Source organism: Myxococcales bacterium (genome assembly GCA_016699535.1).
GTDB lineage: Bacteria > Myxococcota_A > Polyangia > Polyangiales.
Genome location: CP064980.1, coordinates 54,028 through 78,957, shown reverse-complemented (window position 1 = coordinate 78,957; position 24,930 = coordinate 54,028). Strand labels below are relative to the sequence as shown.

General features: G+C 69.3%; 23 protein-coding genes and 1 pseudogene. 12 read left to right on the top strand and 12 right to left on the bottom strand.

Annotated features, from left to right (window positions below; all coding sequences use genetic code 11):
* The first annotated feature begins 19 nt into the window (after positions 1-19).
* A complete protein-coding gene (locus IPJ88_00460) occupies positions 20-3,619 on the top strand; it encodes a TM0106 family RecB-like putative nuclease (protein QQR90263.1) in 3,600 nt (1,199 codons plus the stop codon).
* Here the strand turns inward: IPJ88_00460 and IPJ88_00455 are convergent.
* From IPJ88_00455 to IPJ88_00435, 5 genes are all read right to left on the bottom strand, one after another.
* Complete coding sequence (locus IPJ88_00455; GenBank protein ID QQR91924.1) at positions 3,583-3,876, bottom strand: hypothetical protein; 294 nt, start codon at positions 3,874-3,876, stop codon at positions 3,583-3,585. The two genes, IPJ88_00460 and IPJ88_00455, sit on opposite strands and share 37 nt — an antisense overlap.
* Positions 3,877-4,034: 158 nt before the next feature.
* Positions 4,035-5,579: a recombinase family protein gene (locus IPJ88_00450; protein ID QQR90262.1), complete on the bottom strand. Its 1,545-nt coding sequence runs from the start codon at positions 5,577-5,579 to the stop codon at positions 4,035-4,037.
* Positions 5,576-5,761: a hypothetical protein gene (locus IPJ88_00445; GenBank protein QQR90261.1), complete on the bottom strand. Its 186-nt coding sequence runs from the start codon at positions 5,759-5,761 to the stop codon at positions 5,576-5,578. Before IPJ88_00445 ends, IPJ88_00450 begins: the two co-directional genes overlap by 4 nt.
* Positions 5,758-6,300, bottom strand: coding sequence for a DUF2924 domain-containing protein (locus tag IPJ88_00440; protein ID QQR90260.1), 543 nt, complete (start codon positions 6,298-6,300; stop codon positions 5,758-5,760). Before IPJ88_00440 ends, IPJ88_00445 begins: the two co-directional genes overlap by 4 nt.
* An 88-nt stretch (positions 6,301-6,388) precedes the next feature.
* Positions 6,389-6,592, bottom strand: coding sequence for a hypothetical protein (locus tag IPJ88_00435; protein ID QQR90259.1), 204 nt, complete (start codon positions 6,590-6,592; stop codon positions 6,389-6,391).
* A gap of 141 nt (positions 6,593-6,733) precedes the next feature.
* Here IPJ88_00435 and IPJ88_00430 point away from each other — a divergent pair, with 141 nt between their 5' ends.
* The 4 genes from IPJ88_00430 to IPJ88_00415 all read left to right on the top strand — a co-directional run bounded on the left by IPJ88_00430 (position 6,734) and on the right by IPJ88_00415 (position 10,196).
* Entirely contained in the window at positions 6,734-7,081 is a 348-nt protein-coding gene (locus tag IPJ88_00430; GenBank protein QQR90258.1) for a helix-turn-helix transcriptional regulator, read from the top strand.
* Positions 7,081-7,767, top strand: coding sequence for an ImmA/IrrE family metallo-endopeptidase (locus IPJ88_00425; GenBank protein QQR90257.1), 687 nt, complete (start codon positions 7,081-7,083; stop codon positions 7,765-7,767). The genes IPJ88_00430 and IPJ88_00425 overlap by 1 nt, the downstream gene beginning before the upstream one ends.
* A gap of 67 nt (positions 7,768-7,834) precedes the next feature.
* A complete protein-coding gene (locus IPJ88_00420) occupies positions 7,835-9,028 on the top strand; it encodes a hypothetical protein (protein ID QQR90256.1) in 1,194 nt (397 codons plus the stop codon).
* Positions 8,970-10,196 carry a hypothetical protein gene (locus tag IPJ88_00415; GenBank protein ID QQR90255.1) on the top strand — a complete coding sequence of 409 codons (1,227 nt, stop codon included), beginning with the start codon at positions 8,970-8,972 and terminating at the stop codon, positions 10,194-10,196. Before IPJ88_00420 ends, IPJ88_00415 begins: the two co-directional genes overlap by 59 nt.
* On the opposite strand, the pseudogene IPJ88_00410 reads toward IPJ88_00415, so the two are convergent.
* The 7 genes and pseudogenes from IPJ88_00410 to IPJ88_00380 all read right to left on the bottom strand — a co-directional run bounded on the left by IPJ88_00410 (position 10,162) and on the right by IPJ88_00380 (position 18,851).
* A pseudogene (locus IPJ88_00410) lies at positions 10,162-13,326 on the bottom strand (hypothetical protein). The gene IPJ88_00415 and the pseudogene IPJ88_00410 overlap by 35 nt on opposite strands.
* Complete coding sequence (locus tag IPJ88_00405; GenBank protein ID QQR90254.1) at positions 13,323-14,738, bottom strand: DEAD/DEAH box helicase; 1,416 nt, start codon at positions 14,736-14,738, stop codon at positions 13,323-13,325. Before IPJ88_00405 ends, IPJ88_00410 begins: the two are co-directional and overlap by 4 nt.
* Entirely contained in the window at positions 14,722-16,656 is a 1,935-nt protein-coding gene (locus IPJ88_00400) for an ATP-dependent DNA helicase (GenBank protein ID QQR90253.1), read from the bottom strand. The genes IPJ88_00405 and IPJ88_00400 overlap by 17 nt, the downstream gene beginning before the upstream one ends.
* Positions 16,657-16,679: 23 nt before the next feature.
* The gene (locus IPJ88_00395) at positions 16,680-17,414 is read right to left on the bottom strand and encodes a hypothetical protein (protein ID QQR90252.1); all 735 of its coding nucleotides are present in this window, start codon (positions 17,412-17,414) and stop codon (positions 16,680-16,682) included.
* A gap of 3 nt (positions 17,415-17,417) precedes the next feature.
* A complete protein-coding gene (locus IPJ88_00390) occupies positions 17,418-17,651 on the bottom strand; it encodes a hypothetical protein (GenBank protein QQR90251.1) in 234 nt (77 codons plus the stop codon).
* Positions 17,652-17,674: 23 nt separating this feature from the next.
* Positions 17,675-18,514, bottom strand: a complete 840-nt coding sequence (locus IPJ88_00385; GenBank protein QQR90250.1) for a sigma-70 family RNA polymerase sigma factor — start codon at positions 18,512-18,514, stop codon at positions 17,675-17,677.
* 97 nt (positions 18,515-18,611) lie between these two features.
* A complete protein-coding gene (locus IPJ88_00380) occupies positions 18,612-18,851 on the bottom strand; it encodes a hypothetical protein (GenBank protein QQR90249.1) in 240 nt (79 codons plus the stop codon).
* A 228-nt stretch (positions 18,852-19,079) separates the two neighbouring features.
* On the opposite strand from IPJ88_00380, the gene IPJ88_00375 reads away from it, so the two are divergent.
* From IPJ88_00375 to IPJ88_00345, 7 genes are all read left to right on the top strand, one after another.
* Positions 19,080-19,700 carry a TetR/AcrR family transcriptional regulator gene (locus IPJ88_00375; GenBank protein ID QQR90248.1) on the top strand — a complete coding sequence of 207 codons (621 nt, stop codon included), beginning with the start codon at positions 19,080-19,082 and terminating at the stop codon, positions 19,698-19,700.
* Positions 19,697-20,134, top strand: a complete 438-nt coding sequence (locus tag IPJ88_00370; GenBank protein ID QQR90247.1) for a hypothetical protein — start codon at positions 19,697-19,699, stop codon at positions 20,132-20,134. The genes IPJ88_00375 and IPJ88_00370 overlap by 4 nt, the downstream gene beginning before the upstream one ends.
* Positions 20,131-20,556 carry a hypothetical protein gene (locus IPJ88_00365; GenBank protein QQR90246.1) on the top strand — a complete coding sequence of 142 codons (426 nt, stop codon included), beginning with the start codon at positions 20,131-20,133 and terminating at the stop codon, positions 20,554-20,556. Before IPJ88_00370 ends, IPJ88_00365 begins: the two co-directional genes overlap by 4 nt.
* Positions 20,557-20,969: 413 nt before the next feature.
* Positions 20,970-21,518 (top strand): cytochrome b/b6 domain-containing protein, encoded by a 549-nt coding sequence (locus IPJ88_00360; protein ID QQR90245.1) that lies wholly within the window; start codon positions 20,970-20,972, stop codon positions 21,516-21,518.
* A 5-nt stretch (positions 21,519-21,523) separates the two neighbouring features.
* The gene (locus IPJ88_00355; protein ID QQR90244.1) at positions 21,524-22,696 is read left to right on the top strand and encodes an efflux RND transporter periplasmic adaptor subunit; all 1,173 of its coding nucleotides are present in this window, start codon (positions 21,524-21,526) and stop codon (positions 22,694-22,696) included.
* On the top strand, positions 22,693-23,904 hold the full coding sequence (locus IPJ88_00350; protein QQR90243.1) for an ABC transporter permease: 1,212 nt from the start codon (positions 22,693-22,695) through the stop codon (positions 23,902-23,904). The genes IPJ88_00355 and IPJ88_00350 overlap by 4 nt, the downstream gene beginning before the upstream one ends.
* Before the next feature lie 2 nt (positions 23,905-23,906).
* The gene (locus tag IPJ88_00345) at positions 23,907-24,617 is read left to right on the top strand and encodes an ABC transporter ATP-binding protein (protein QQR90242.1); all 711 of its coding nucleotides are present in this window, start codon (positions 23,907-23,909) and stop codon (positions 24,615-24,617) included.
* Positions 24,618-24,930 lie beyond the last annotated feature (313 nt).

Genomic DNA, 24,930 nt, shown 5'->3' with positions numbered 1-24,930 from the left:
GACATCAGGCTGCCGGCGGATGCGCACCGGTTCTCCACGACCCCCGCTGCTCCACCCAGCTCCCGGCGTGCGCCACAGCACGCAGGGCCCGCTCGCCGTCGACTGCTTCGAGCGCCAGGCCGGCCTGCTTGGTGCGGTTCGTGCCGTCCTGCAGCGTGAGCTCGGCCCCCGCCGTCCGCCGTGGCAAGATGCTTCGGTGCGTTCTTCCGGCACCACGATCGAGCTGTCCGCGTCGGACCTGTCCCAGTTCCTGGGCTGCCGGCACCGGACCGCCCTGGATCTGGCGGTGGCGCACGGCCAGCGCGAGGCGCCCACCTGGGTCGACCCGGTCATGCTCGTCCTCCAGCAACGCGGGCTCGACCACGAGCGGGGCTACGCGGACGCCCTTCGCGCCGAAGGGCTGGTCGTGGTCGACCTCGCCGAGCAAGGCGGCGACGATGCGGTGGCCCGCACGTTGGACGCCATGCGCGCGGGCGCGAACGTCATCCTTCAGCCCGCGCTCCGGAATGGCCGTTGGTTCGGCCGGCCCGACGTGCTTCGACGGGTCGAGACCACGAGCGGGCTCGGCGAATGGTCGTATCAGGTCGTCGACACGAAGCTCGCCAAGGAGACCCGAGGCGGCACCGTCCTCCAGCTCGCGCTCTACCCCGAGATGCTGGGCCTCGTTCAGGACGCGATCCCCGAGACCTTCCACGTCGTCACGCCGGATCCGGATGCGCCCGTTCAAACCTTCCGGGTCCAGGACTTCTCGGCCTACTTCCGGTTCATCCGCGCCCGCCTCGAGGTGACCGCGCAGCAGGAGCCCGATGCGATCGCGGCCGCGAACTACCCCGAGCCCGTGGAGCACTGCGACGTGTGCCGGTGGTGGAGTGTCTGCGACAAGCGGCGTCGCGCCGACGATCATCTATCGCTCGTCGCCGGCATCGCGCGGCTCCAGAGCCGAGAGCTGCAGGCCGCGGGCGTCACCACGCTCGCGCAGCTCGGCACGCTCCCCTTGCCTCTGCAGTTCACGCCTCGACGGGGTGCCGTCGAGACGTACGTCCGCGTGCGCGAGCAAGCTCGGCTTCAGCTCGCGGGTCGGACCCAGGGCGTCCCGGTTCACGAGTTGCTCCCCATCACGCCGGACCAGGGACTCGCTCGGCTGCCGCCCCCGTCGCCCGGTGATGTCTTCCTCGACCTCGAAGGCGATCCGTTCGCGCGGGACGGCGGGCGCGAGTACCTCTTCGGCCTGGTAACCGTCGCGCCCGATGGCACCACCTCGGCGCGCGCGTTCTGGGCCTGCTCGGACAGCGAGGAGCGCGCGGCGTTCGAGGCGGTCGTGGACGAGATCCTCGGTTCTTGGGCGGTGAACCCCACGATGCACGTCTACCACTACGCTCCCTACGAGCCCTCGGCGTTCAAGCGGTTGATGGGCCGGCATGCGACCCGCGAGACCGAGATCGATCGCATGCTCCGCGCCGAGTTGTTCGTGGACCTGTACGCCGTCGTGAAGCACTCGCTGCGCGCGAGCCTGGAGAGGTATTCGATCAAGGACCTCGAGCCCTTCTACGGCTTCACTCGTACCGTTGCCCTCGCTGATGCGAGAACGAACCTGCGCGTGATCGAACGCGCGCTCGAGCTCGGCGCCGCGGACGCGATCACCGACGAGGTGAGGGCCGCGGTCGAAGGCTACAACCGCGACGATTGCGTCTCGGCTCTGCGCCTGCGCGACTGGCTAGAACAGCTTCGTGCTTCTCTCGAAGCCGCAGGGACGCCGGTCCCGCGTCCGGTACCCACGGATGGCGCGGCGCCGGAGAAGCTCGACGATCGTGCCCGCCGGGTGCAAGCGCTCGTGGCGGCGCTCACGGACGACGTTCCTGCGGATCGCGCCGAGCGGAATGATGATCAACAGGGGCGGTGGTTGCTCGCGCATCTTCTCGACTGGCATCGGCGCGAAGCCAAGGCGCCCTGGTGGGAGTTCTTCCGGTTGCGCGATCTGTCCGAGGACGAGCTGTTCGCCGAGAAGGCGGCGCTCTCCGGCCTGCACTTTGTTGCCCGCGTCGGCGGGACGAAGAAGAGTCCGATCGATCGCTACGACTACCCGCGCCAGGAGACCGACGTTTGCAAAGGCGATGAACTGCATCTACCCGACGGAACGGCCTTCGGGGGCGTCGATGCCATCGATCGTGTGACTCGCACGGTGGACGTGAAGAAGCGCGGCGCACAGGCTGACGTGCATCCCCCCGCCGTGTTCGCGCACTCGGCCGTGAATACCGACGTGCTTGCCGAGGCGCTTCTGCGCATCGCCGAGGACGTGGTTCAGCACGGTGTTTCCGGCGGGACTCAGTACCGCGCTGCGCGCGAGATCCTCCTTGGTCGGCCCCCTCGACTTCGAGCCGGGACCTTTGAGATCGGAACGGCCGAGACCGCTATCCAATTCGCGGTTCGCATCGCGGCAGATCTCGACGATACGGTCCTCGCCATCCAGGGGCCTCCGGGTGCCGGGAAGACGTTCACTGGTGCCCAGATGATCTGCGAGCTCGTTCAACGAGGCGCCCGCGTCGGGGTCACTGCGGTCAGCCACAAGGTCATTCGCAAACTGCTCGACGACGTCGCAGTAGCTGCCGGCAGGCTCCGGGTTCAGGTCAACTGCGTTCACAAGGTCACCACCAAGAGCGACCCACCATCGAGCATGGAGGAGTGCACTAACAACGACGAGGTCATCGCCCGACTCGGCGACGGCCGGGCTCACGTGGTCGGCGGGACCCAGTGGCTCTGGGCGCGCCCGGCGTCGCTGGGCGTGATCGACGTCCTCTTCGTGGACGAGGCGGGTCAGATGTCGCTCGCGAATGTTCTCGCCGCCTCGCAGGCCGCGCGGAGTGTCGTGCTGCTCGGCGATCCGCAGCAGCTCGAACAGCCCCAGCAGGGCACCCACCCCGAGGGCGCCGACGCCTCGGCGCTGGAACACATCCTGCGGGGTCACAAGACCATCCCGGCCGATCGTGGGATCTTCCTGCCGGAGACCTGGCGGCTGGCGCCGAGCATCTGCGCGTTCACCTCGGAAGTGTTCTACGAGGGACGGCTCCACGCGAGGGCCGGGCTCGAGCAGCAGGTGCTCGTTGGAACAGCACCGTTCGAAGGATCCGGACTCTGGGTTGCCGCCGTCGCGCACGAAGGGAACCAGAACTCGTCGAGCGAAGAGGTCGACGTGATCGACCGGATCGTTGCGGGCCTGCTTCGTCCCGACGCGGGGTGGATCGATAGCGACGGAGCGATGCACGCGATGACGGCCAACGACATCCTGATCGTCGCGCCCTACAACTCTCAGGTCGCCCTGCTCTCCGAACGGCTCGACCGGCGCGGGGTTCGCGTGGGCACCGTCGACAAGTTCCAGGGCCAGGAGGCTCCCGTCGTCATCTACTCGATGGCGACCTCAACACCCGAGGACGCGCCACGCGGGATGGAGTTCCTCTACAGCCTCAACCGCCTGAACGTCGCCACCTCGCGTGCGCGCTGCGCGTGCATTCTTGTCGCGAGCCCGCGCCTGTTCGAGCCCGAATGCAAGAGCCCAAGGCAGATGCAGCTCGCGAACGCGATCTGCCGTTACGTGGAACTGGCCCGGGCAGTCGCCACGGCCTGAACGCTGAAGGCCACCCGCTGCTCCACCCAGCTCCCGGCGTGCGCCACGGCGCGCAGGGCGCGCTCGCTCATGGGCTCGGCGCCGTCGACCGCTTCGAGGGCCAGGACCGCGAGCTGGAGATCGGGCGCCAGAAGCAGCAGGTCCAGCAGCTGCGTCACCCGCGCGCGCGTGAGCCCCAGCTTGCGCGCCACGGCGGCCCGGTCGGCCACGAGGCCGCGGTCGATGGCGCCCTGCAGGTGGTGCGCGAGGGCGAGCATCCGGGCCACCTTGGCGGGCCGGCGAACGGGCTCGGGCTTCGGGGGCGGCGGCGTCTCGGCGAGCGTCACGCGCGAGCTGCGCCTGCGGAACAGCGTGCCCGTCAGGATGTGGCGGTCGCTCGGCGTCTCCGTCGTTGGCGCCGTCGCGGGCTCGAGGGTCATGCGGCCTCCTTGGCGCCCGGGTCGGCGGCGAAGTTCACCAGCTCGACCTCGACGACGCCGCTCTCTTCCTTCACGCGGACGGCGGCGACGAGCGCGCGTAGGAGGCGCCCCTGGTTCTCGGGCGTCATCGCGGTCCAGATGCGTGCAAAGTCACGCAGCGCGTCAGCGATCCACTTCGCCTCGGCGTCGGCGACCTCGAGGTCGAGGCGGTCGCGCTCCGTCTCCGCGAGCTGGCGCTCGGCGGCCACGAGCCGGTCGGTCTCGACGCGGAGCTTCGCCTCGACGAGCTCGCGCGCCCGGCCCTCGAACTTGCCCAGCTCCTCGGTGTACTTCGACGCGTTCACCGACGCGGCCGCCACCCTGCCCGGGAGGTCAGCGCGGATCTTCTCGATCGCCTTCCGCTTGCCGTCGATGCGCGCGTCGAGCGCGGCCTTCACGTGCACGGCAAGCGTGCCGTCAGCCGTCGCTGTGGTGATGCGCTGCGCGACGAAGTCCTCGAGCGCACCCGCCGGCAGCGCGCGTGCGCGGCACGCCTCCTTGCCGTGCTTGTCGCGCTTCGAACATCGGTAGAACCGATAGACCTTCCCGTTCTTCGTCGTCGAGCCCGGACACATCGCCTCGCGGCAGAGCCCGCAGCGGAGCAGCCCTCGCAGCACGTAGTCGGGGTTCGTGCCGGTGAAGCGCAGCTCGCGCCCGGTGCCCGCGAGGATGCGCTCGGCGTGGCGGAAGGTGGACTCGTCGATCAGCCGCGGATGCTCGCCCGGGTGCAGCTCGTCGCCGTACATCATGAAGCCCGCGTAGAGCGGGTTCCGGAGCACGCGCGCGATGGCGTCCTTCGACCAGCGCAGCCCTTCCTCCGGCGGGCGACTCGAGCCCCGCGGCAGCAGCCCGCGCTCCGTCAGCGTGCGCGCGACCATCGCCATCTGCCGGTGCTGAAGGAAGAGCGTGAAGGCCTCGCGGACAATCTGCGCCTCGACCTCGTTCACGAGGAGCTTCTTGTCCTTCACCGAGTAGCCGAAGGGCACCGGGCCACCCGTCCACTTCCCCTTGCGGCGCGAGGCGGCGATCTTGTCGCGCGTGCGCTCGGAGATCATGGACCTCTCAAACTCGGCGAAGCTCATCAACATGTTGAGCGTGAGCCGACCCATCGCGTCGGCCGTCGAGAAGTTCTGCGTGACGGACACGAACGACACGCCCGCCGCCGTGAAGCGCTCCATCATCTTGGCGAAGTCGAGCAGCGAGCGACTCAGGCGGTCGACCTTGTAGACGACGATGACGTCGATCTTCCCGGCCTCGACGTCGGCAAGCAGTCGCGTGAACGCCGGCCGGTCGGTGTTGGCGCCAGTGAAGCCGCCGTCGTCGTAGCGCTCGTCGACGACCTTCCAGCCGGTCTGCCGCTGGATGTACGCGAGGCCCGACTCGCGCTGGGCATCGAGCGAGTTGAACTCCTGCTCGAGCCCCATCGTCGTCGACTTGCGCGTGTAGATGGCGCACCGCTTGGTCTCGCTCCCGGGCGCCGGGGTTGGCGTGCGCTTCGTCATCGCGGCTCCTCGGGCTTCGCGTCGGTCGGCGGCTCCTCGTCGGCCTTCGTGTCGCGCTCGACGACGGCGAGGAGCCGCTCGAGGTTGTCGTTGAGGCGAGCCAGCTCGCGCGCGATGGACGGCGCCGTGGCCTCGTAGAAGCGGTGCCCCATCTGCGTCCGGTAGAAAGGGATGTCGCTCATGCCGCGCTCTCCTCGCTCGTCGTCTCGACGCGCTTCTTCAGGCCGAAGAAGAGGAAGCCGTTCCAGGGCGTGCCCGTGATGTGCTTCGCAATGGCCGAGAGCGTCTTGAAGCGCTCGCCCGCGTAGTCGAAGCCCTCGGCGCAGATGGTGACCTCGTGCGCGACGCCGTTGAAGACGCGGCGCAGGACGGCGCCCACCGAAGGGATGCGTGGATCGCGAGGCTCGAGCGCCTGCACCGGGCCAGCGTCCTTCTCCTGCGCCGACTGCCGCATGCGCCAGCGCTCGGGCACGTCGTCGCCGAGCTGGGCGATGCGCTCGAGGGCGCTCGCCGGGAGCCCGCCCTCGGCCAGCTCCTGGACGCGCCAGGAGAGGCGCTTGCGCAGGTAGTCCTTGTTCCTCGTCCGGGTCGGCTCGCCGTACAGCTCGCGGTACTTCTCGGCGAGCTGGCCGACGTTCATCTTCTCGAGCGCGGCGAGCTGCGTGGGGACGTCGCCGAGCTCGCGCGCGTTGGCTCGGGCTCGTGCAGTGGTCTTTGACATCGTGCCTCCTTCGGCGCGGGCGCCATGCCCGCGGGTGGGCATGACGGCTTCTTCCCCGGTGGAAGACAAGGCGAGAACCAGAGGGAGATCAGGCACTTCGACCTCCTTCGCGGGGCTCGCGCAGCCCTGCCTCGCGGCGGGCACGGCGTTCCCGCAGCCAGATGTCGAGGAGGGTCTCGGCCAGGACGTCGGCGGCCTCGGCCCGTCGACGTCGGAGATCGGCCAGGCGCTCCTCGGCGATCTTGGGCGGCTCCAGCTCGATGGCCGGCGGTCTCGCGGTTCCCGTGTTCATGGGGGTGAAACGCGGGCGCGGAGTTCGCGATGGGACGCGGCCGGGCGGGCATGTTGCCCCTTGATCTCGACCACGATGTTTAGTATTTAGGGGACACTACATCGCCGCCCTGCTGCTCGCGGGGCGTTCAGAGAGGACGACGTGAAGGAACGGCTTGGAGAACGCATTCGCCGCAAGAGGGCCGAGCAGAAGCTCGGGCTCCGGGAGACCGCCACGAAGGTCGGCATCTCCCCCACTTACCTATCGCGCATCGAGACCATGGACGAGAAGACCCCGCCCGCCGAGGACGTGATCCAGAAGCTGGCGACGTTGTTGAACGACGACTTCGACGAGCTGATGCAGCTCGCCGGCCGCGTGCCGGAGGATGTGGAGAAGGTCATCAAGGGTGATCCGGGCATGCCCGCGTTCCTTCGGTCGGCGAAGGAGCAGAACTACTCCGGCGACGACCTCATGAAGCTGCTTGAGGCGCAGAAGAAGGGGAAGCGGTAATGGAGCTGAAGGTCCCGTTCCTGGCCGATCGCCAGCTGGAGAGCGCAGCCACCGAGCTGCTGCGCAAGTACGCCAAGTGGAAGGGCGCGCCGCCTCGGCCGCCCATCCCGGTCGACGACATCGTCGAGGGCCTCCTCGGGCTGTCGCTCAGCATCGGCGACCTTCGAACCCGCCTCGGCAAGAACGACGTGCTCGGGGCGACGTGGCTCGACGACGGGCACGTGATGATCGACTCCTCGCTCGAAGGGAACGAGGGGCGCTTCTCCTTCACGCTCGCCCACGAGACCGGGCACTGGGTGCTGCACCGGCCGATCATCGAGATGGAGAAGGTCACGGTCCCGCTGTTCGCGCGGGAGCCGAACGCGAAGCCCGGGCCGGCGATCGTCTGCCGCGACGGGCAGCGAGACTCGGCCGAGATCCAGGCCGACCGCTTCGCCGCGTACCTGCTCATGCCGGCGACCGATGTCCGCGCCGCGGCGCGCCTGGTGACCGGCGACCCCCTGGCCATCGATCGCCTCGAGGCGCGTCGCAAGGCCGGCGAGCTGGTGCCCGAGCTGAGGTCTCTTGCCGCCGAGGTCATCGAGCGCGGCAGCTTCTCGAACGTGTCGAACCAGGCGATGCAGATCCGTCTCGTCGCCCTGAAGCTGGTCACCGACGCGTCCAACCCCCAGCGGAGCCTTCTCTGATGCCAGGAGAGCGGTTTCGCTTGCCCTCGATGTCCCCTGTTTAGGCAACAGTCTCCACGGAGAGCACATGGCCAATCGCGAATGGAACCCGAAGTCCTTCTTCCGCCACCTCACCCCTGACGCCCTGAAGATCCTGCAGGAGTGGGCGGACGTGGACCTCACGCTCGACGGCGACGGCCCGCCCGGCGAGCAGGTCTATCGCGCGTGGAAGGCGCTGCCCGAGGATGACCGCGAGCGCATCGAGTCCGCGCTCCTGCCGGTCAACGACATGTGCGCGACGCACGCGCGCCCCTACCTCGAGCAGCTCGCGCTCGTGGTGTGGACCAACGGCAGCGCCAAGCTGATCGACGAGAGTCGCGCGTGGTCGGCGCAGGACCTGGCGGTGCGCCTGTTCGTCGCCGACGAGAAGCGCTTCGCCGACGCCCACCAGACCTACGCGGTCGACATGATGGAGCACCTCAAGGAGTTCCACGGTCGCTACCCCGTCACGCTGAAGCCGACGCCCGAGGCGAAGGCTCGGATGAAGCTGGCCATGGCGAGCCACTTCCGCGACACGGCCTTCGGCGCTCGCTGCCAGATCGAGGACTTCGCCAACGACGAGAAGTTCGCGCTGTTCGTCTTCCACGAGGACGAGGTCGCGCCCTTCGATCGCTTCAACGACAAGGGAGTCGTCGAGCCGGACTGGCAGCGCCCCGTCATCCGGCTCGCCGCGGTCTTCCACTTCGAGACCTCGACGCTGCTGGTGAAGGCGCCGCGCACGACGGAGCGCGAGAAGCTGCGCGACCTCTTCGCGGAGATCTTCGTCGGCGACGCCGAGTACTTCGAGGACGCGACGAAGAGCCCGAAGTTCTGCTTCGACCCGCTGCGCGACTCGGACTTCGACTTCCCGACGCGCGGCTTCGACAAGATCGAGGAGGTCTCGCTCGTGCGCGTCGTGGCGAAGCCCGGGCACCGCGACGTGAAGCGCGTGACCATCGAGATGAAGCCCGGCCTCTCGGTCGAGGGCGTGCGCATGGTGCTCGCCGAGCACGGCGTGGATCTCGGCGTCGACGCCATCGACGGCGTGCGGCTGCAGTTTCGCTTCGAGGGCAAGGGCCGGACGAAGTACCGCACCGTGAGCCTGTTCAACCCGAACAGCTCGAACCTGAACGACACGGAGCGCGACCGCGTCATCCGTCGCTACCTGAAGGAGTGGGGCATCGATGCGAGCGGACGACGTGAAGCCGTGGGCGCTGCTGTTCTCGAAGCTGCGGCGCAGTGACGACGCGCGGGTGAGCTACGACGAGGTCCTGGCCGCCGGCGCCGAGCCGGCGCTCATGGTCCGGGAGCGCATCCTCGAGTACGGCAAGGACGACGGGTACGAGCCCGCCGGCTGCGAGCACGGCTGCACGCCTAACTTCGACTACGACACGCGGAAGAAGGATCGGCTCGTCGGGGTGGCCTGCCCGAACGACCCCGCGTGCTGGCCGGGCTGGACCTGGGTCGCGCGCACCGAGGTCGAGGGGCTGCGCTGCCGAGCGAAGGACGTGTTCACCGCGCTCGCTGCCCGCAACGGACTGGAGCCTCTCACCGTCGCGGTGCCGCCGCCGTTCGTCGGCGTGGGGCTGTTGCGTCGTCGCGGTCTGTCGGTGCCCGTGGTGTGGCTCCGTTCGGCGACGCGCGGGTTCGAGCAGCTCTGTCGCGGACTCCGCGCGCAGCTCGGCCACGACGCGCTCATCGTGCTCGTCGCGAGGAACCCCCGCGTGCCGTTCGCCGCCAGCGAGAAGATCGCGCCGCTCGAGCTGCTCGACGAGGCACGCGGCGACCTCGGACTGGTCCGAGCGCTGGAGGAACTGACGCCCGACTACCGCACACGCGTGATCGCCGACCAGACGATGGATCTCGACTACGTGAAGGTGCGCTTCGCGACGCGGCCGGGAGACCGGCACGTGGTGGAGATCAACGGCCACGACTTCGGCGGCTGCCGAAAGAGCGACCTGAAGTTCTTGCGCCTGCTGCTGCTCGCCGCGGCCCGTAAGAACGGCAAGGACGACGGCTGGCTCGACAAGTCGCGGCTTCGCGACGGAAGCGACAAGGACCCGGCCTTGAACGACCTGCGAGTGGACCTCTCGAAGTACGACCTGCCGGGCCTGAGCGAGGATGAGCGCAAGGCACTGCTCCGCGTACAGCGTGGCGAGGGGCTCATCCGCCTCGGCGTCCCGCCCGAGAACATCGAGTTCGACGAGTCGCTCGCGCGCCTCGAGTTCGTCGCCACAACCACGACGGTGAAAAAGGACGGCACCAAGACGAAGCCGACGAAGAAGCAGGAGGAGGGCCTGCAGAACGCGGCCACCCTCCTGCGGGACTGCCGGCGCCTCGGAGTCCCCGGCGACGCCGAGGCGGTGAAGACGCCGGCTACGACGCGTCGTTCCACCCGTAGCGCGACTTGAAGTTGTCGCGGAAGCCGCCGCGGTCGGAGTCGTCGGGCTGCGGGAAGTCGTCGGCGGTCACGACCTTCGTCTTCGTGAGGTCCACGAGCACCGCACGGCGGCGGCCGTCGCGGCCGTCGAACACGACGCGCTCGCTCTCCTCGACAACGAAGCCGCCCTGCTTCTTGTTCTCCATGATCAGGCGGCGCAGGGCCTTGAGGTCGACGACCTCGCCCTCGTAGTCGATGCGCTTGCAGTGCGCGCGGAAGGCGTCGTAGGCGCTCTCGAGGTGCAGGGCGAGACGCCCGTTGTCGAACACGTAGTGGATGCGGTGCTTGAGGTGCCCCTGCACCGCCATCACGCCGAGCATCTCGAGGAAGTGGTCGAGGGCGTTCTTCACGCCGTGGTCCGTCTCGAGCACGTCCTCGAGGATCGCATCCACGGCGGCGCGGGCGCCGAGCTCGTCGGGCAGCTCGCAGCCGCAGGTCTTCGCGAACTCCTCGAAGAGGTGCACGCCGAGCAGCATCGCGGTGAGGTTCTCCACGATGCGGATGGGCACCTTCCGCTCGCCCAGCAGCGCCTCGCAGACGCCGTGCGCGACCTCGAGGTCGGCGGCGAAGTCGCGGCCCAGGCAGAACTGGATGTACCTCGGCGCGAAGAGCACGAGGTCGACGGAGCGCAGCTCCCGGTGCGCCTCGCGGTAGCCGCTCTTCTCCCTGAGCGTCGTCTTCTCGGGGTTCGAGGTGAGGATGCGCTCGAGCAGCGCAGCCTCGGTCGGGCGCGTCTCGCCGGCGACGCAGACCGGCGCTTGGAGGTGGTAGGTGTTCACCTTGAGGTCGGGTCGCCCGCGCTCCTCCGTCTCGCCCCGGTAGAGCCGCCGCAGGTAGCGGTGCAGCGTATTGAGCCGCTGCCGCTGCATGTCGTAGGGCTTGTACTCGTCGATGAAGACCGGCACCGAGCGCGTCGAGGTGAGGAGCTTCAGGAGCGCGAACTCCGTCTCGGTCGCACTGTAGGGCTCGGCGTCGCGCACGCCGAACAGCGGCCACATGATGTCGATGCACAGGCTCGACTTGCCCGAGCCCTGCGTGCCCCAGACGAAGAGCGTCGGGAACGAGCCGACCGCCTTCATGAAGCTCGCCTTCATCGGCGTCGCGAAGAACCAGCCGAGGATGGGCAGGATGACCTCGGGCGTGTTCACCTGCGGCAGGTAGCGGAACACCGTGCTCGCGATCTCGAGGAACGTGTCGTCGTCGGTCGGCGTGTACGAGACGCGCTTGTCGAGCGAGGCGCCGCTCGGGACGTAGATGACCGGCGACGGCGAGAGGAACCCGTCCTTGCTGATGGCGCAGTCCGGACCGAGCCAGACGTGGTGCTCGCCCTTGTTGTAGTCGCCGAGCATGTTCGAGCCGGGGCGACGTGGCACCGGGCGGCGCGCGAGCACGCGCAGCAGCCCCTGGACGTTGTTGTCGCTGCCCGTCCATTGCAGGTCGGCCGAGGGCAGCTGGCGAATCAGGTCGCGCTTCGAGTGGAACGACGTCAGCGGCAGCCGCAGCGAGGGCACCGTCGTGCCCTTGTCGGTGTGCGCCTCGCCGAGGATCAGCTCGCCGTCCTCGGTGACCACGCGCATCGTCGGGTTGATGGTGAACGACGAGACGACCTTCGACTCCCCGCGCGCGGTCACGCAGTAGTAGAAGCAGGTGTCCTCGTAGATCTCTCCCTCGATGGCGTCGTCGGTGCTCTCGGCCTCGCCGCGCTCGTCGTCGTCCTTCGGCGGCGCCGTCGCTACGCGGGCGACAGCCTTGCGCAGGTCCTTCGCCTTGAGGCCGAAGCGCTTCTCGACGAGCCCCAGGTACTTGCTCTGCACCGAAGGGTCGCGGTGCGCGATGGCGTCGAGAATGGGCTTGAGCCGGTACTCCAGCTCGCGCGCGGGCACATCGCCGGGCACCGCCTCGATGGCCTTCTCGATGTCGAAGACGAAGTCGTAGAGGTCGCAGCGCGCGCCGGGCTCGCGGTTCACGCGGCAGTAGTTGAGCTTCTGCAGCGAGTGACACGGCGGCGCGATGGAGCCGTCCTCGCGCGCTGTCGCCAGCACCTTCTCGTGGGCCTTGCGGATGTATGCCGGGCCGTCGCGGCCCTTGAGCTTGCCGAGTCCGCGGCGGTCGTACTCGATCACGAGGTCCGTGAGCTCGTCGAGTGCGAGCCCCTTGTGCGCGAAGAAGCGCACCATGTTGAAGATGGCGAGGCTGCGGTCCTCGCCGCCTTGCTCCCAGAGCCGCTGCACCGGGCCGCACATCTCGACCGGGTGTTCCCAGTCGTACTCGCCCTCCGGCGTGCGGTTCGCCTTCGCCGTCCCCGGCGCGGGTGCCTAGCCGAGCACCGGCAGCGACACGCGCGGCGCCGGCGTCAGCGGCAGCTCCGGCTTGGGCTCCTCGTCGAGGCGAGCCAGGAGGCGCGCGTCCTCGAGGCGGTCGAAGCCCGAGAGCGCCGCGCTGACCCGGTGCGGTCGGTCGCCCTGGCCGTCGCCCTTGTGGCTCACGGTGCCGATGACCTTGATGATGCGGGCGACGTCGTGGATGGAGTCCACGTGCACGGCGTCGGTCTGGACGCGCTCGCGCACCGTGGCCTCGAAGCTCTTGAGGCCCGCTTGCAGGCGCTCGCGTCGCTCGCCCTCGAGCGGCGTCGGCGGCAGCGCGAACCAGAGCTGCGCCCCGTTGCCGCTCATCATGAGCCGGGGCCGCGAGAGCCCCTCGGACTCGCACCAGGCCGACGCCGCCTCGGCGGCTGCCATCGCCAGCCCGAGCTCGGCGTCGGTGCTGGCGGTGTCCTTCGGGCGCACGGGGTCGAGGTCGATGACCGTGGCGGTGACGACCTCGACGTCCTTGCGGCCGGCGCCGCTCTTGAGCGGCCGGACGACGTTGGGCGCCAGCTCGAACAGACGCCTCGGCCGCGGCTGGATGCCGACGTAGACATTGCCCGCCGCGTTGGTGCGAACGCACTCGCGGACGAAGGCCTCCTCGTCGTCGAAGAAGCCGATGCCGACGATGCCGCCGGCTGGGCGGATGACGCGGACCTCGGAGACGCCGTGCGCGCCGTGGGCGAGCCAGCGCCAGGTGGAGCGAATGACCTCGGGGTTCGGAGCCGGGCCGCTCATGCGTGCGCGCCCCCGGCCGCCTTGCGCGTGCCGAGCTTCGAGGCCGGAACCCCGAGCACCTCGGCGTAGAGCTTCCGGCGCTCGAGGTGGTGGCGACGCAGGATGGGCACCTTGCGATCGACGAAGTCGAACAGCGCCGCGTCCTGCTTGTCGGCGTGCGGCCGCATCAGGCGCCCGAGGCGCTGCACGGTGCGCCCGCGTGCCCGGCCCGGGTACGCCAGGAACACGCGCGACAGGCGCGGCAGGTCGAGCCCCTCGTCCGCGAGGCTCGTGGCGACGAGGACGGACAGCTTGCCGGCGCGGGCCTCGTCGAGGAGCACCTTGCGGCGCTCGCGCTTCACCTCGCCGGTGAGCACCGCCGCCGACACGCCGCCTGCGGCGATGCCCTCGGCGAGCCGCTCGCAGTGGTCGATGCGCCCCGAGAGCACGAGGCAGACGTGGCCGGCCCGAGCCTCGCGGGTGACGGCGTCGACGATGAGCCGGTTGCGCGCGCCGTCGGACGCGACGGCGGCGAGCATCGGCGCGTAGTCCTCGGCGCCGGTGTACGGGTACGTGAAGTCGGTCTCGACGCTGCGGATCTCGGGCACCGTCAGCACGCCCGCAGCGACCAACTCCTCGTGCGTGACGACGACGAGCGGCGCCCCGAGGAAGAGGTCGAGCAGCGCGGTGAGTCCGTCCTCGCGCTCGGGGGTCGCGGTGAGCCCGAGGCGGTAGCGCGCCGGGCAGCGGTCGACCACGGAGTGGAAGGTGCTGGCCGCGACGTGATGGGCCTCGTCGAGGATGAGCAGCCCGAACCCGCGGAGGAACGCGTCGAGCTTCGTCGGCTCCCAGCGAACGAGCGCCTGGATGACGGCGACCGTGACGGGCGCGACCTGCTCCTCGCCGTCGCCGATGAGGCCGGCCTCGACGCCCAGCTTGTCGCGCAGCTCGCCGAGCCACTGCTCCGCGAGGTCGAGCGTGTGGACGAGGATGAGCGTCGGCGTGCGGAGCCGCGCGATGGCGCCCATGCCCACGCGGGTCTTCCCGCCGCCGCACGGGATGACGACGGTGCCTTGCGTGACCTTCGCGAGCTTGTCGACCGCCGCCTCCTGGTACCCGCGGAGCGGCAGCTCGCGCAGGGGGTCGAGCTGCGCCTCCGGCAGCACGCGCTCGTCGTCGCAGGCGACGATGAGCCCCTCCTGCGCTCCGGCTCGGCGCAGCACATGGATGGCCCCGCGGGGCAGCCGCAGCTCGCCGCCCAGCTGCTCCACGAAGCACACCGTCTCGAGCTCGGCGCCGGGGTGAAGCCCGAGGCGCAGGCGATCCAGGTACGCCGGGTTCGGGAACGAGAGCGTGCGGCACAGACGCTCGACCACCTTCGGCGGCACCTCGCGGGCGTCGATGGTGAGCGCCGAATCAACTCGCGCGCGCATAGGCGGCCTCCTCGAGGAAGCGGGCGATGTTCTCCAGGCGCCGGGTGGAGAGCATCGGTGGCAGGCTCTTCAGGAACTTCCTGCCGTAGCCCTTCTCGGCGAGGCGCTTGTCGAGAATCACGACGACGCCGACGTCGGTCTTGCAACGGATGAGGCGACCGACGCCCTGGCGCAGCGCGATGATCGCGAGCGGCACCAGGTAGTTGTCGAACGCCCGCGGGTCGCGCTCGCAGATGGCATCGATGACCGGATCGTCCGGATGCGGGAACGGCAGCTTGTCGATGACGAGCCCGGTGAGCGCCTCGCCCGGCACGTCGATGCCGGTCCAGAAGCTCTCCGTGCCGAGCAGCACCGAGCCGACGTCCTCCTTGAAGAGGCGGGTCAGCTCCGCACGCGGCAGGTCACCCTGGCGCAGGACGCGGTGCTTGCCGCCCACGACGCGGTCGTAGACGGCGTTCAGGTTCCGGTACGACGTGAAGAGCCCGAGGGTGCGGCCGTCGCAGGCCTCGAGCACCTGCCGGAAGATGTCGACGGCGGAATCGATGAAGCCGGGTTCGCGCGGATCGGGCATGCGCTCCGGCACGACGAGCAGCGCCTGCGACTCGAAGTCGAACGGCGTCTCGGCGATGACCTCGAGCGCCCCCTCGGGCACGCCCGCCTCGCGGCGGACGAAGTCGAAGTTGCCCGAGGTGGTGAGCGTCGCCGACACGAGCGACACCGAAGGGCAGCGGGCGAACAGCTCGGCGCGGAGCAGCTCGCTCACGTCGATGGGCTTGGCGCGCAGCTTCGCGCGGCCCTTCGGATCGACGTCGAGCCAGTAGACCTTGTCGGCGTCCGTCTGCTGCAGCCCCTCGTCGAGCCGCGCCCCGGCGACCGCCGCGTTGCGCGCCACGTTGCGCGCCGTCGCGCGCTCCTTCTGGTCCCGCGCCTCATCCTCGGCTCGCGCGGTGGCTTGCGCCACGAGCGAGCGCAGCGCGCGCTGGACGCCCGCGTCGGAGGCGAAGCCCGGGGCCTTGAGCCGCTTCTTGTACCGGGGCGACCGCGCGAAGTCGGCGAGCCGCTCGAAGAGCCGCCCCGCTTCCTGGCGCAGCTCCCCGGCGAGCTGCTTGTGGCCGAAGTCGGCGGCCGCCGTCGCGAGCCGAGCGAACGTGTGCTCGGAGACGGTGAAGCCGAAGAACTCGCGGGCGATGTCCGCGGCCTCGTGCGCCTCGTCGAGGATGAGCAGGTCGTGCGCAGGGAGCACGAGGTCCTGACCGGTCTCCCTGCGCACCGCGAGATGGGCGAACAGCAGGTGGTAGTTCGTGACGATGATGTCCGCGCCCTGAGCGACCGCCTTCGCCCGCTCCGAGAAGCACTCGTCGCGGAACGGGCAGCCGTCGCCCTTGCACTCGTCGGAGCCCACGGCGAAGCGGGACCAGACCTGCGGCGCCGGGATGAACGGCAGCTCGGAGACGTCGCCGGTCTTCGTCGCCTCGGCCCACGCGAGCACGTCGTCGAGCTGGCGCTGCTGCCCGTCGTCGAAGAGCCCGCGCAGCTCGCCGCGGGCCTCGGACTCTGCGAGGCGATCGAGGCAGACGTAGTTGTTGCGCCCCTTCAAGAGCGCGAACGTGAACGGCCACGGCAGCACGCTCGCGAGCATCGGCAGGTCCTTGCGGACGAGCTGCTCCTGGAGCGCGATGTTCGCCGTCGCGATGACGACGCGCTTCTTCTCGTGGTGCGCGTGCCAGACGGCGGGCACCGCGTACCCGACGCTCTTGCCGGTGCCGCAGGGCCCTTCGCCGAGGGCGTGGCGCCCGCCGCGCATGGCCTCGTCGACCATGCGGGCGAGCGCCACCTGGCCCTCGCGCATTTCGTAGCCGGGGAACCGCGAGGCGAAGAGCCCGCCGTCCCCGAAGACCTCGGAGAGGTAGTCATTCATGGGTGGCTCCTCGCGCCGGGCGCTCAGGCGAACGGATCGACCTCGGTCTCGGTCGCGGCGGGCGCGGCCAGCTCGGTCTGCAGCTGCTCGACGAACGCGCGCGCCTTCTCGACCTGCGCGGCCGGCAGGTCCTTGATGCGCTGCACGCCGAACTTCTGGAGGAAGCGATCGACCGCCTCGCGCGGCAGCGCCTTGAGCTGCGTGGCGATGCCCTGCGCCACCTTCGGGTCGACGGTGCCGTCGGACTTCTGGTCGTAGCTGCCGAGCGGCGCGCTGCTGCCGCCCTCGCTCTCGGGGGCGTAGAGCTTCTCGAGGTCGTGCTGCGGGAGCGCGTGGAACGCCTTCTGCTGCTCGGCCGAGAGCTGGTGCTCGGGCAGGATGGAGTAGGTCGTCTTCGGATCCTTGGCGGCGCCGTGGCGCTGGATCTCGAAGGCCCACTTCTCGAGGCCGTACTTCTCGCGGACGCGGACGAGGTCCTTGAAGAACATCACGCCCTGCTCGAGGACCTTCACCTCCTTCGAGTCGTAGAGCGCGACGCTGAGCGCCACACGCAGCGAGGGCTTGAGCCCCTGCGCCTTCAGCTTCTCGTCGAACGGCATGTACTTGCCGTCCACGAAGCAGACCTCACGCGGGTGAGGCTCGCCGAGGAACACGACGACCGCCTTGTCGCCGTCGTTCCCGAGCTTGAGCCAGAGGCTTCCGCCCTGGTCGTGCTTCTTCGCCATCTCTTCGGTCTGCTGCCACATGCTCGGTGCCATTGGTCACTGCTCCTTCTTGGGGTTGGGGTTGCTGCTGCTCGTGCTGCTCGTCTGCGTCCGCTCGCGCCGGTACACGGCGAAGAGCGGGGTTCCGTCGGAGGCGTTACCCGCCTCCTCGAGGTGGAAGTCCGTGCCGGGCTCGACGACCTGTTCGAGCTCCCAGCGGCGGAAGAGGCCCGGCAGACGCACGAAGTCGTCGTCGTCGGTCGGGCTGGTGATGGGCTGCGCGTGGTCCATGTCGGTGGGCTCCTCCGGGCGGTTCAGCGGTTGCGTGGGGGGCAAACGCGGCTCTCGCGGCCGGAGTGGGACAGGGAGGTCGCGAGGTGCTCGCGGAGCCGTCCGAGCGCGCGCTGGAAGCGCTTGCGGGCCGCGTCGTGCGTGAGCCCCAGGCGCTCGCCGGCCTCGCGCTGGGTCTCGTCGAGCACCAGCACCGCGAGCAGCAGCTCGGCGTCGGCGCCGACGATCGGCTCGAGCCACGCGCGCAGGACCGCGACGTCCTCGTCGAACGAGAGGCTCGGGAGATCGTGGTCGGACGCTGCCCAGCGCTGGAGCGACGCCTTGTCGAACCAGCTCGCGCTGAAGATGTCCCCCTCGAGGTCGCGGAGCGGCTCGTTCGGCTCGCCCTCGAGGCCGTGGTTCACCTCGGCCCACCGGCGCTTGCGGTGGTCCATCACGTCGCGCTCGGTGCTCCGCACCAACGTCGCGGCCACGCGGTGAACAGCGGTGAGGTCGAGGCGCTCGACCAGCGCGGTGAAGGCCTCGGCCAGCTCGGCAACGAGCTCGTCGGGCTGGTCGCGGAAGTGCCGGAGCCGGCGCCGGTAGACGGCGTCGAGCCCCGGCCAGAGCCCGAGCCAGAGGAGCGCGCTCGCGACCTCGTGGTGCTCTCGCCGCTGCACCAGCGTGACGAGGGTGCCGAGGATGCGGTCCTTCTCGTCGAGGTCGCCGGCCTTGCTCGTGAGGTGCGCGACGAGCTTCTTGGGCTCGTCGAACCCCGCCAGCGCCGGGTGCAGTTGCTTCGCCTGTTGGAACGCCTGATCTGCCTGAAGAGTACGAACGGAACGATCGAGGCCCGCGTGCAGAGCCTCCCAGCTTGCGCGCATGACGCGCCGCCTTTCCGGCGGGCGTCAGGCGCTCCTTGGTGGCCGATTCAGGGCGTCAATGCGCTCGGTGGACTTGAGGTGAGGGGCAGGCCGCGAGCTACGCGGCCGTCGCCCTCGGGAGCGCGGACGTGGGCGTCGGCGTCGGCTTGCGCGGCGACGCGAGGACGTTGAGCGTCTTGCAGCGGTAGCAAGTGACGGCGACGGTGAAGTCGGCGCCGGTCACCGTGGTCTGCATGTCGCCGCGACGGATGCTGAGGCCGTCGCGGTCGTGCTTCGCCAGCAGGGCCTGGCAGTTCTTGCAACGGCAGTCGGTGGTGTTGGTGGACGTGGTACGCATGGCTGCTCTCCTCGCGGCCCGCGGTTCATCCGCGAGCACAGGAGGCAGCGTCGGGCGTGAGGGGATGGTGGAAGCCAGGGTGGGAAAGCAGCCCGGTTCCGGGATCCCTCTCCCCCATCCCCTAACCACTTCTGTTGCACCCCCAGCGCGCACCAAAATACGGCGGAGATCCCGGTGCTTGCGCGCACCCGCTTGCGCGGAAGCAAGTAAGTGCTTACTCTCGTGTGCATGGGAGCGCTTCGCCGCACATCCGAAGATCGACAGGTCGAGCTGACCGACGCCGCGCTGCACATCATCGCGACGAAGGGCATCGCGGCCTTGAGCACCCGCAGCCTCGCGGCGCAGGTCGGGCTCTCGACCGGTGCGATCTTCAGGCACTTCGCATCGCTCGAAGCGCTGCTCGACGCTGTCGTGACGCGCGTCGAAGCTGTTCTCGAGTCCACGTACCCGCCGTCGACGCTTCCCCCCGTCGAGCGCCTCGAACGCTTCATCGAGGCCCGAAGCACGGCCGTGGGCAATCAGCTCGGTATCCTGCGGCTCGTTCTCTCGGAGCAGTTCCTCCTCGCGCTCCCTCAGAGCGGCTCGGCCCGCCTTGCGGCCTGCGTGCAGAAGACACGCGCGTTCGTGCTCGAGTGCGTGCGCGAGGGCCAGGACGCAGGCGAGCTGCGCTCAGATCTACCCGCCGAGACGCTCGCACCGATCGTCATGGGTACGGTGCAGATGCTGGCGCTCTCTCCCTCGAAGGCTCGGCAGCGAGATGCCGAAGCGCGCGCAGTTCTGGGCAGCCTGCTCGCGCTCCTCCGTTCGCCCGCTGTCGCTCCCACGTCGAGCAGAAAGAGTTCCCCATGATGCGTCTGATTCTCTCCTCCACCGTCACGGTCGCTGCGCTGTCGCTTGGCGGCTGTGCCACGCAGTCCGCGGCGCAGCACCACGCACCCACGCTTGGCGGACCAGCAAGTCGCGTCGTCGAGCTCCCCGGCACGCCGAGCGCGGGCGAGCCGCGCGAAGTTCGGGTGCTCGTCGACGAGCCCGCATTGAAGCTCGCGAGCATCGTGCTTCGGGCCGGCACCGTGCTGCCGACGCACCACTCCGAGGTGCCGGTGACGATCACGGCGCTTCAGGGTAGCGGCACCGTGGTGGCCGGCGCCGAGCGGCTGCGCCTCGACCCCACACACGCGGTCGTCCTTGCGCCGAACGTTCCGCACTCCGTCGAGCCGGACACCGGGACCGACCTCGTGCTGCTCGTTCATCACCTCGGACGCGGAGAGGAGCACCACCAATGAAGACCGGTCGCTACAACGTCGGCGTGGGCCTGCTCGTCATGGCGGGCTTCATGCTCTACGGGTTCCTCCTCATCTACCTGCGTGACTTCGCGCCTGACAAGGAAGCCTGGGTCGCCAGCTACTCGGTGGGTAAGCACTTCGAGGCGCGCCTCGCGCATGTACACGGGAACCTCTTCGCGCTGCTCAACCTCGCGCTGGGGTTCGTGCTCGTGCGTCTCGCGGCGGCGAGTGACAGGGCGCGCAACGCGGCCGCGGGGCTCGGCCTCGCGGGGCTCCTCATGCCCGCCGGGATCCTCGGTGAGGTGTACCTCGGCCTCTCGCCGATCTTCGTGCTGCTCGGCGCCGTGGCGATGACGGCCTCGGTCGTGCTCACCGGCGTGCTGGCGCTGAAGCACTGGGGCGACGGGAGGGCTGCAACATGAGCACCGCAACTGTCGCTCGACCCAGGTCGCGCCCCGCTGCTGGGCGCTGGCTCCTCGGTGGCCTGGCCGTCGTATTCGGCGTCGCCACATTGCTCGAGGGTGGGAACGTACTTTGGGGTGGGCCCGACGCGCGAGCAGAGGCCGGGAACGTCGTCCCGTTCGTTTTGATGTTCAACTTTGGCGCCGGGTTCGCCTACGTCGCCGGAGGGCTCGCCACGCTGCTCGGTCGCGGGTGGAGATCTGGGTGGCGCGAGGGCTCGCGATATCGACGCTGCTCGTCTTCGCGGCGTTCGGGGTTCACGTGCTCTCGGGCGGTTCCCATGAGACGCGGACGCTGATCGCGATGACCCTCCGCTCGGGGTTCTGGGTAGCGCAGGCGCTCCTCTTGCCCCGCTTGTTCGAGGGAGGCCGCCATGCGTGAGCGTTGGTCGAACACAAGCGTCGCGCTCCACTGGCTCGCGGCGGCACTCATTGTCGGACTGGCGACGGCAGGGTTCGTCATGACGGACCTTCCGGCTGACTCGAGCGGGCGGCTGCTCATCTCGCGGATGCACACGCTCGGTGGGGCGACGCTGATGCTGCTCACCGTCGCGCGTCTCGTCGTCCGGCGCCGCGGGCCTGCAGTGACACCGCTGCCTGTCTCCGAGCTTCACCGCCGAGGGGTCGGCGTGATTCACGCGCTCCTCTATGCGGTGACCTTCGCCATCGGCGCGAGTGGATTCGTCACCGGAGCGCTAAGCGCGTGGCCAGACTACCTGCGCGGGCAGCTCAATGAAGCTCCGGCGTTGGAAGCGCTCGCGTCCCGTCAGGCGCACGAGGCGCTCGTGTTCGCGCTGCTCGGCCTCGTGCTCCTTCACGTGGGTGGCGTGATGCTCCAGCAGGTTCGCAAAGGTGGAGTGCTCAGGCGGATGGTGCCGTTCCTGGGCGGTGAGTCGCCCATTCGCGAGCGAGACGCGCGGTGAGGCCCATGGCTGCTTCGACCGTCTTCCGTCGAGCGCTCGGCATCGTGCGCCGCGGCCTGTGGGTCGTCGTACTCGTCGGGGTCGTGCTGCTCGTCTTGTGGTTCCGCGTCTGGTCGCCTGTCAGCGTGGAGGTCGCTCGGATCGATCGCGGCACCATCACGCAGGAAGCGTTCGGACGCGGGACCATCGAGAGCCAGCGCGAAGCTGCCGTGGGGTTCGACCTCGTGGGAAGGCTCAGCGAGGTTCTGGTCGATGAAGGAGCCCGCGTCACCCTCGGCCAGGAACTTGCGCGGCTCGAGACGGATCAGGCCCAAGCTGACCTGCGCTCCGCACAGACCGGCATCGGTGCGGCGCGCGCCTCGTTGCAGCGACTTGCTGCGGAGGAGGAGCGTGCGCGGGCGCTCCTCGCGACCGCAGAACGAGAGGCGACGCGGACGCTCGCGCTGTTCAACGCGGGGGCGGTTCCGGGGCAGCAGCGCGATGAGACGAGCGACCGCCTCCGTGTGGCTCGCGCCGAGCTCGATCGCGTTCTCGCGCAGCGTTCGGAGGCGACACGCGGCATCGACGTCGCGGCAGGCGGCGCCGAGCAGCGACGGGTCGCCATGGTGCGCGCCACACTGCTGGCACCCTTCGATGGACTCGTGACGCGCAGGCTGCGCGAGCCCGGCGACACGGTCACCATCGGCTCGACCGTGTTGCGAATCGTCGACACGAACCGCGTGTACGTCAACGCCGCGGTGGACGAGACGATGCTGCCGCTGCTCGCCGCGGATCAGCCCGCCGCGATCTTCTTTCCAGGCACGGCTGCGTCAGTCGCGGGCCGCGTAAGCAGAATCTCGTGGGAGGCGGACCGGCAGACGCACGAGCTTCTGGTCGAGGTCACGCCCGAGCGACTGGAGCGGCGCGTTGCCATCGGCCAGCGCGCCGACGTGCGGGTCGAAGTCGGACGCCGGGACCGTGCCCTACGAGTTCCGGTCCGCATGGTCCACCACGACGCAACGGGTGCCTTCGTGTACGCCGATCGCGGCGGCAGAGTCGCGCTGGTCCGTCCACGGTTCGGCCTCACGGGAAACGACCAGGTCGAGGTTCTCGAGGGACTCGCGGAGGGCGAGGCCGTCCTGGCTGCGCCCGGTGCGGCCGCAACCCTGCCGCTCGGGCGGCGCTGGGTGGCACAGTGAACCTGGCGCTCCGAGACGTCCGCAGGCACCTCGCCCGGTTCGTCGGCACAGCCGCTGGGCTTGGCCTTCTCCTCAGCGTCGTCGTCGCGATGCAAGGCATCTACGCGGGAATGGTGGATGACGCGACGATCCTGACCCGCGCGATGCACGCCGACCTGTGGCTCGTCCAGCGCGACACTCGTGGACCGTTCGCGGAAGGTTCGCGGCTCGACCCAAGCGTCGAGGCACGAGCCGCGGCAGTGCCCGGTGTGCGCACAGCACGGCCGTACACATATCAGCTCATTCAGCGAGAGCACCGCGGCGCCGTCATGCGCATCGCCCTCGTCGGGCTCGGCTGGCCAGACGATCCGGGACGCTCGTTGCCGCTCGTGCGTGGGCGACGTTTGCAGCAACCGCACGGAGAGATGATCGTCGACGCCTCCCTCGGGCTCGGCATCGGGGAGTCGCTCGCACTCGCAGGCGAGCAGTACCGTGTGGTGGGGCTCACGAAGAACGCACTTACCTCCGGTGGCGAATCCGTCGCCTTCGTGAGCGTCGCGGATGCCGAGCTCATCGCCTTCGACCAGCCTGCTGAGGCGGCGGTGCTCGAACGTCAGCGCGTGGTGGCACGCTTGCGCCGCACGGACCTCGGCCGCGGGCAGCCCGCTCTCGAGGACCTCGCGACCGATTCGCGCTGGCGTGCGCCTGCGCTTGCTTCGCCCCCCGTGGCTGCGGTGCTTGTCCAAGCGGACCCGCATCGGATCGCCGAAGTGCGGGAGGTCATGCGGAGCTGGGGCGACGTCAGCGTCTACTCGCAGGACGAGGAGGAGGCACTGCTCCTCGGTGGCGTCGTCCAGCGCGCACGGATGCAGATCGGGCTCTTCACCGTGATCCTCACACTCACGGCTGCCGTGATCATCATGATGGTCATGTACAACCTCACGCTCGAGAAGACGCACGATCTCGCCGTGCTCAAGCTCATGGGTGCGCCGCGAACCCGCCTCCTTGGCCTGATCCTGCAGCAGGCGTGGCTGCTGGGTGCGCTGGGCTATGCGGTTGCCTTCGCGATGGGCGAGCTTGTCTTCCCGATGTTCCCTCGTCGGGTTCTCATCACGGAGACCATCTCGCTCGTGGCGCCGGTCGCGACGATGGGCATCGTCACCCTCGCCAGCATCCTCGGTCTCACGCACGTGATGCGCATCGACCCGTCGACCGCGCTGGAGGGCTGACGATGGAAGACGCAGTCCGCGCCGTGGACCTGAGCAAAACGTACGGAACTGGGCCGGCCGCGGTGAAGGCTTTGGACCACGTCAGCCTGACGATCGCCCGCGGGACGGTCGCCGCATTGCTTGGGCCGAGCGGTTCAGGCAAGTCCACCCTCATCAAGGCCTTGGGCTTCGTCTCGCCGGCCGATACGGGTGAGGTGTTTTTCGGGGGGCGCCTCGTCGTGAAGGACGGCGTTCCGCTGGCAGACCTTGCCGCGCTGCGCAGGCGTCACCTTGGCTTCGTGTTCCAGAAGGCGAATCTCACGTCGTTCCTCACGGCGAGGGAGAACGTGGAGATCGCCTGCGAGTTCGGTGGCAAGAGCGATGGCAGAAAGCGTGCTCGTGAGCTGCTCGAGTACCTCGATGTTGCCGGACGGGAGCGCTCGTACCCCGAGATGCTCAGCGGCGGCGAGCAGCAGCGCGTGGCCATCGCTAGAGCCTTGGCGAACGAACCTTCGCTGATCCTCGCGGACGAACCGACCGCCGCACTCGACAGCGTTCGCAGCCGAAGCGTCATGGAGCTATTCCGAAAAGTCGCGCACGACCGCGGCGCTGCGGTCTTGGTGGTCACCCACGACCACCGAGCGCTCGAGGTGTTCGATGTGCTCTACGAGATGGAGGATGGGCGGATCCGCCCCCATCAACAGGAGCGCCCGGTGCCGGCTGCCGCGCCATGAGGCTCTCACCTGACCGCCGAAGCGCAGGCGCTGCGCGACACGGGAACTGGGACGGGCAAGTTGGTGAGGCGAGGCCCTCCGCGCCACCGGGGTCGTCACAGCGGGACGCTGGAGGTTGATGGCGCCGGGACAGCACTCGAACATGCCGGACGCGCTGCCGGCTGCGGGTCTGGCCAGGACACCTGCTCTGTCCAGCCTCTTCCCTTCTCTTCTTCAATAGTTAGATATCTCTTCTCTCTCTGGACAGCTTTCTTCGAGTAGGTCTACTCAAGAGCACTTCGCGATTTCTTTGAGGGCGCCTTCGAGCCTTCGA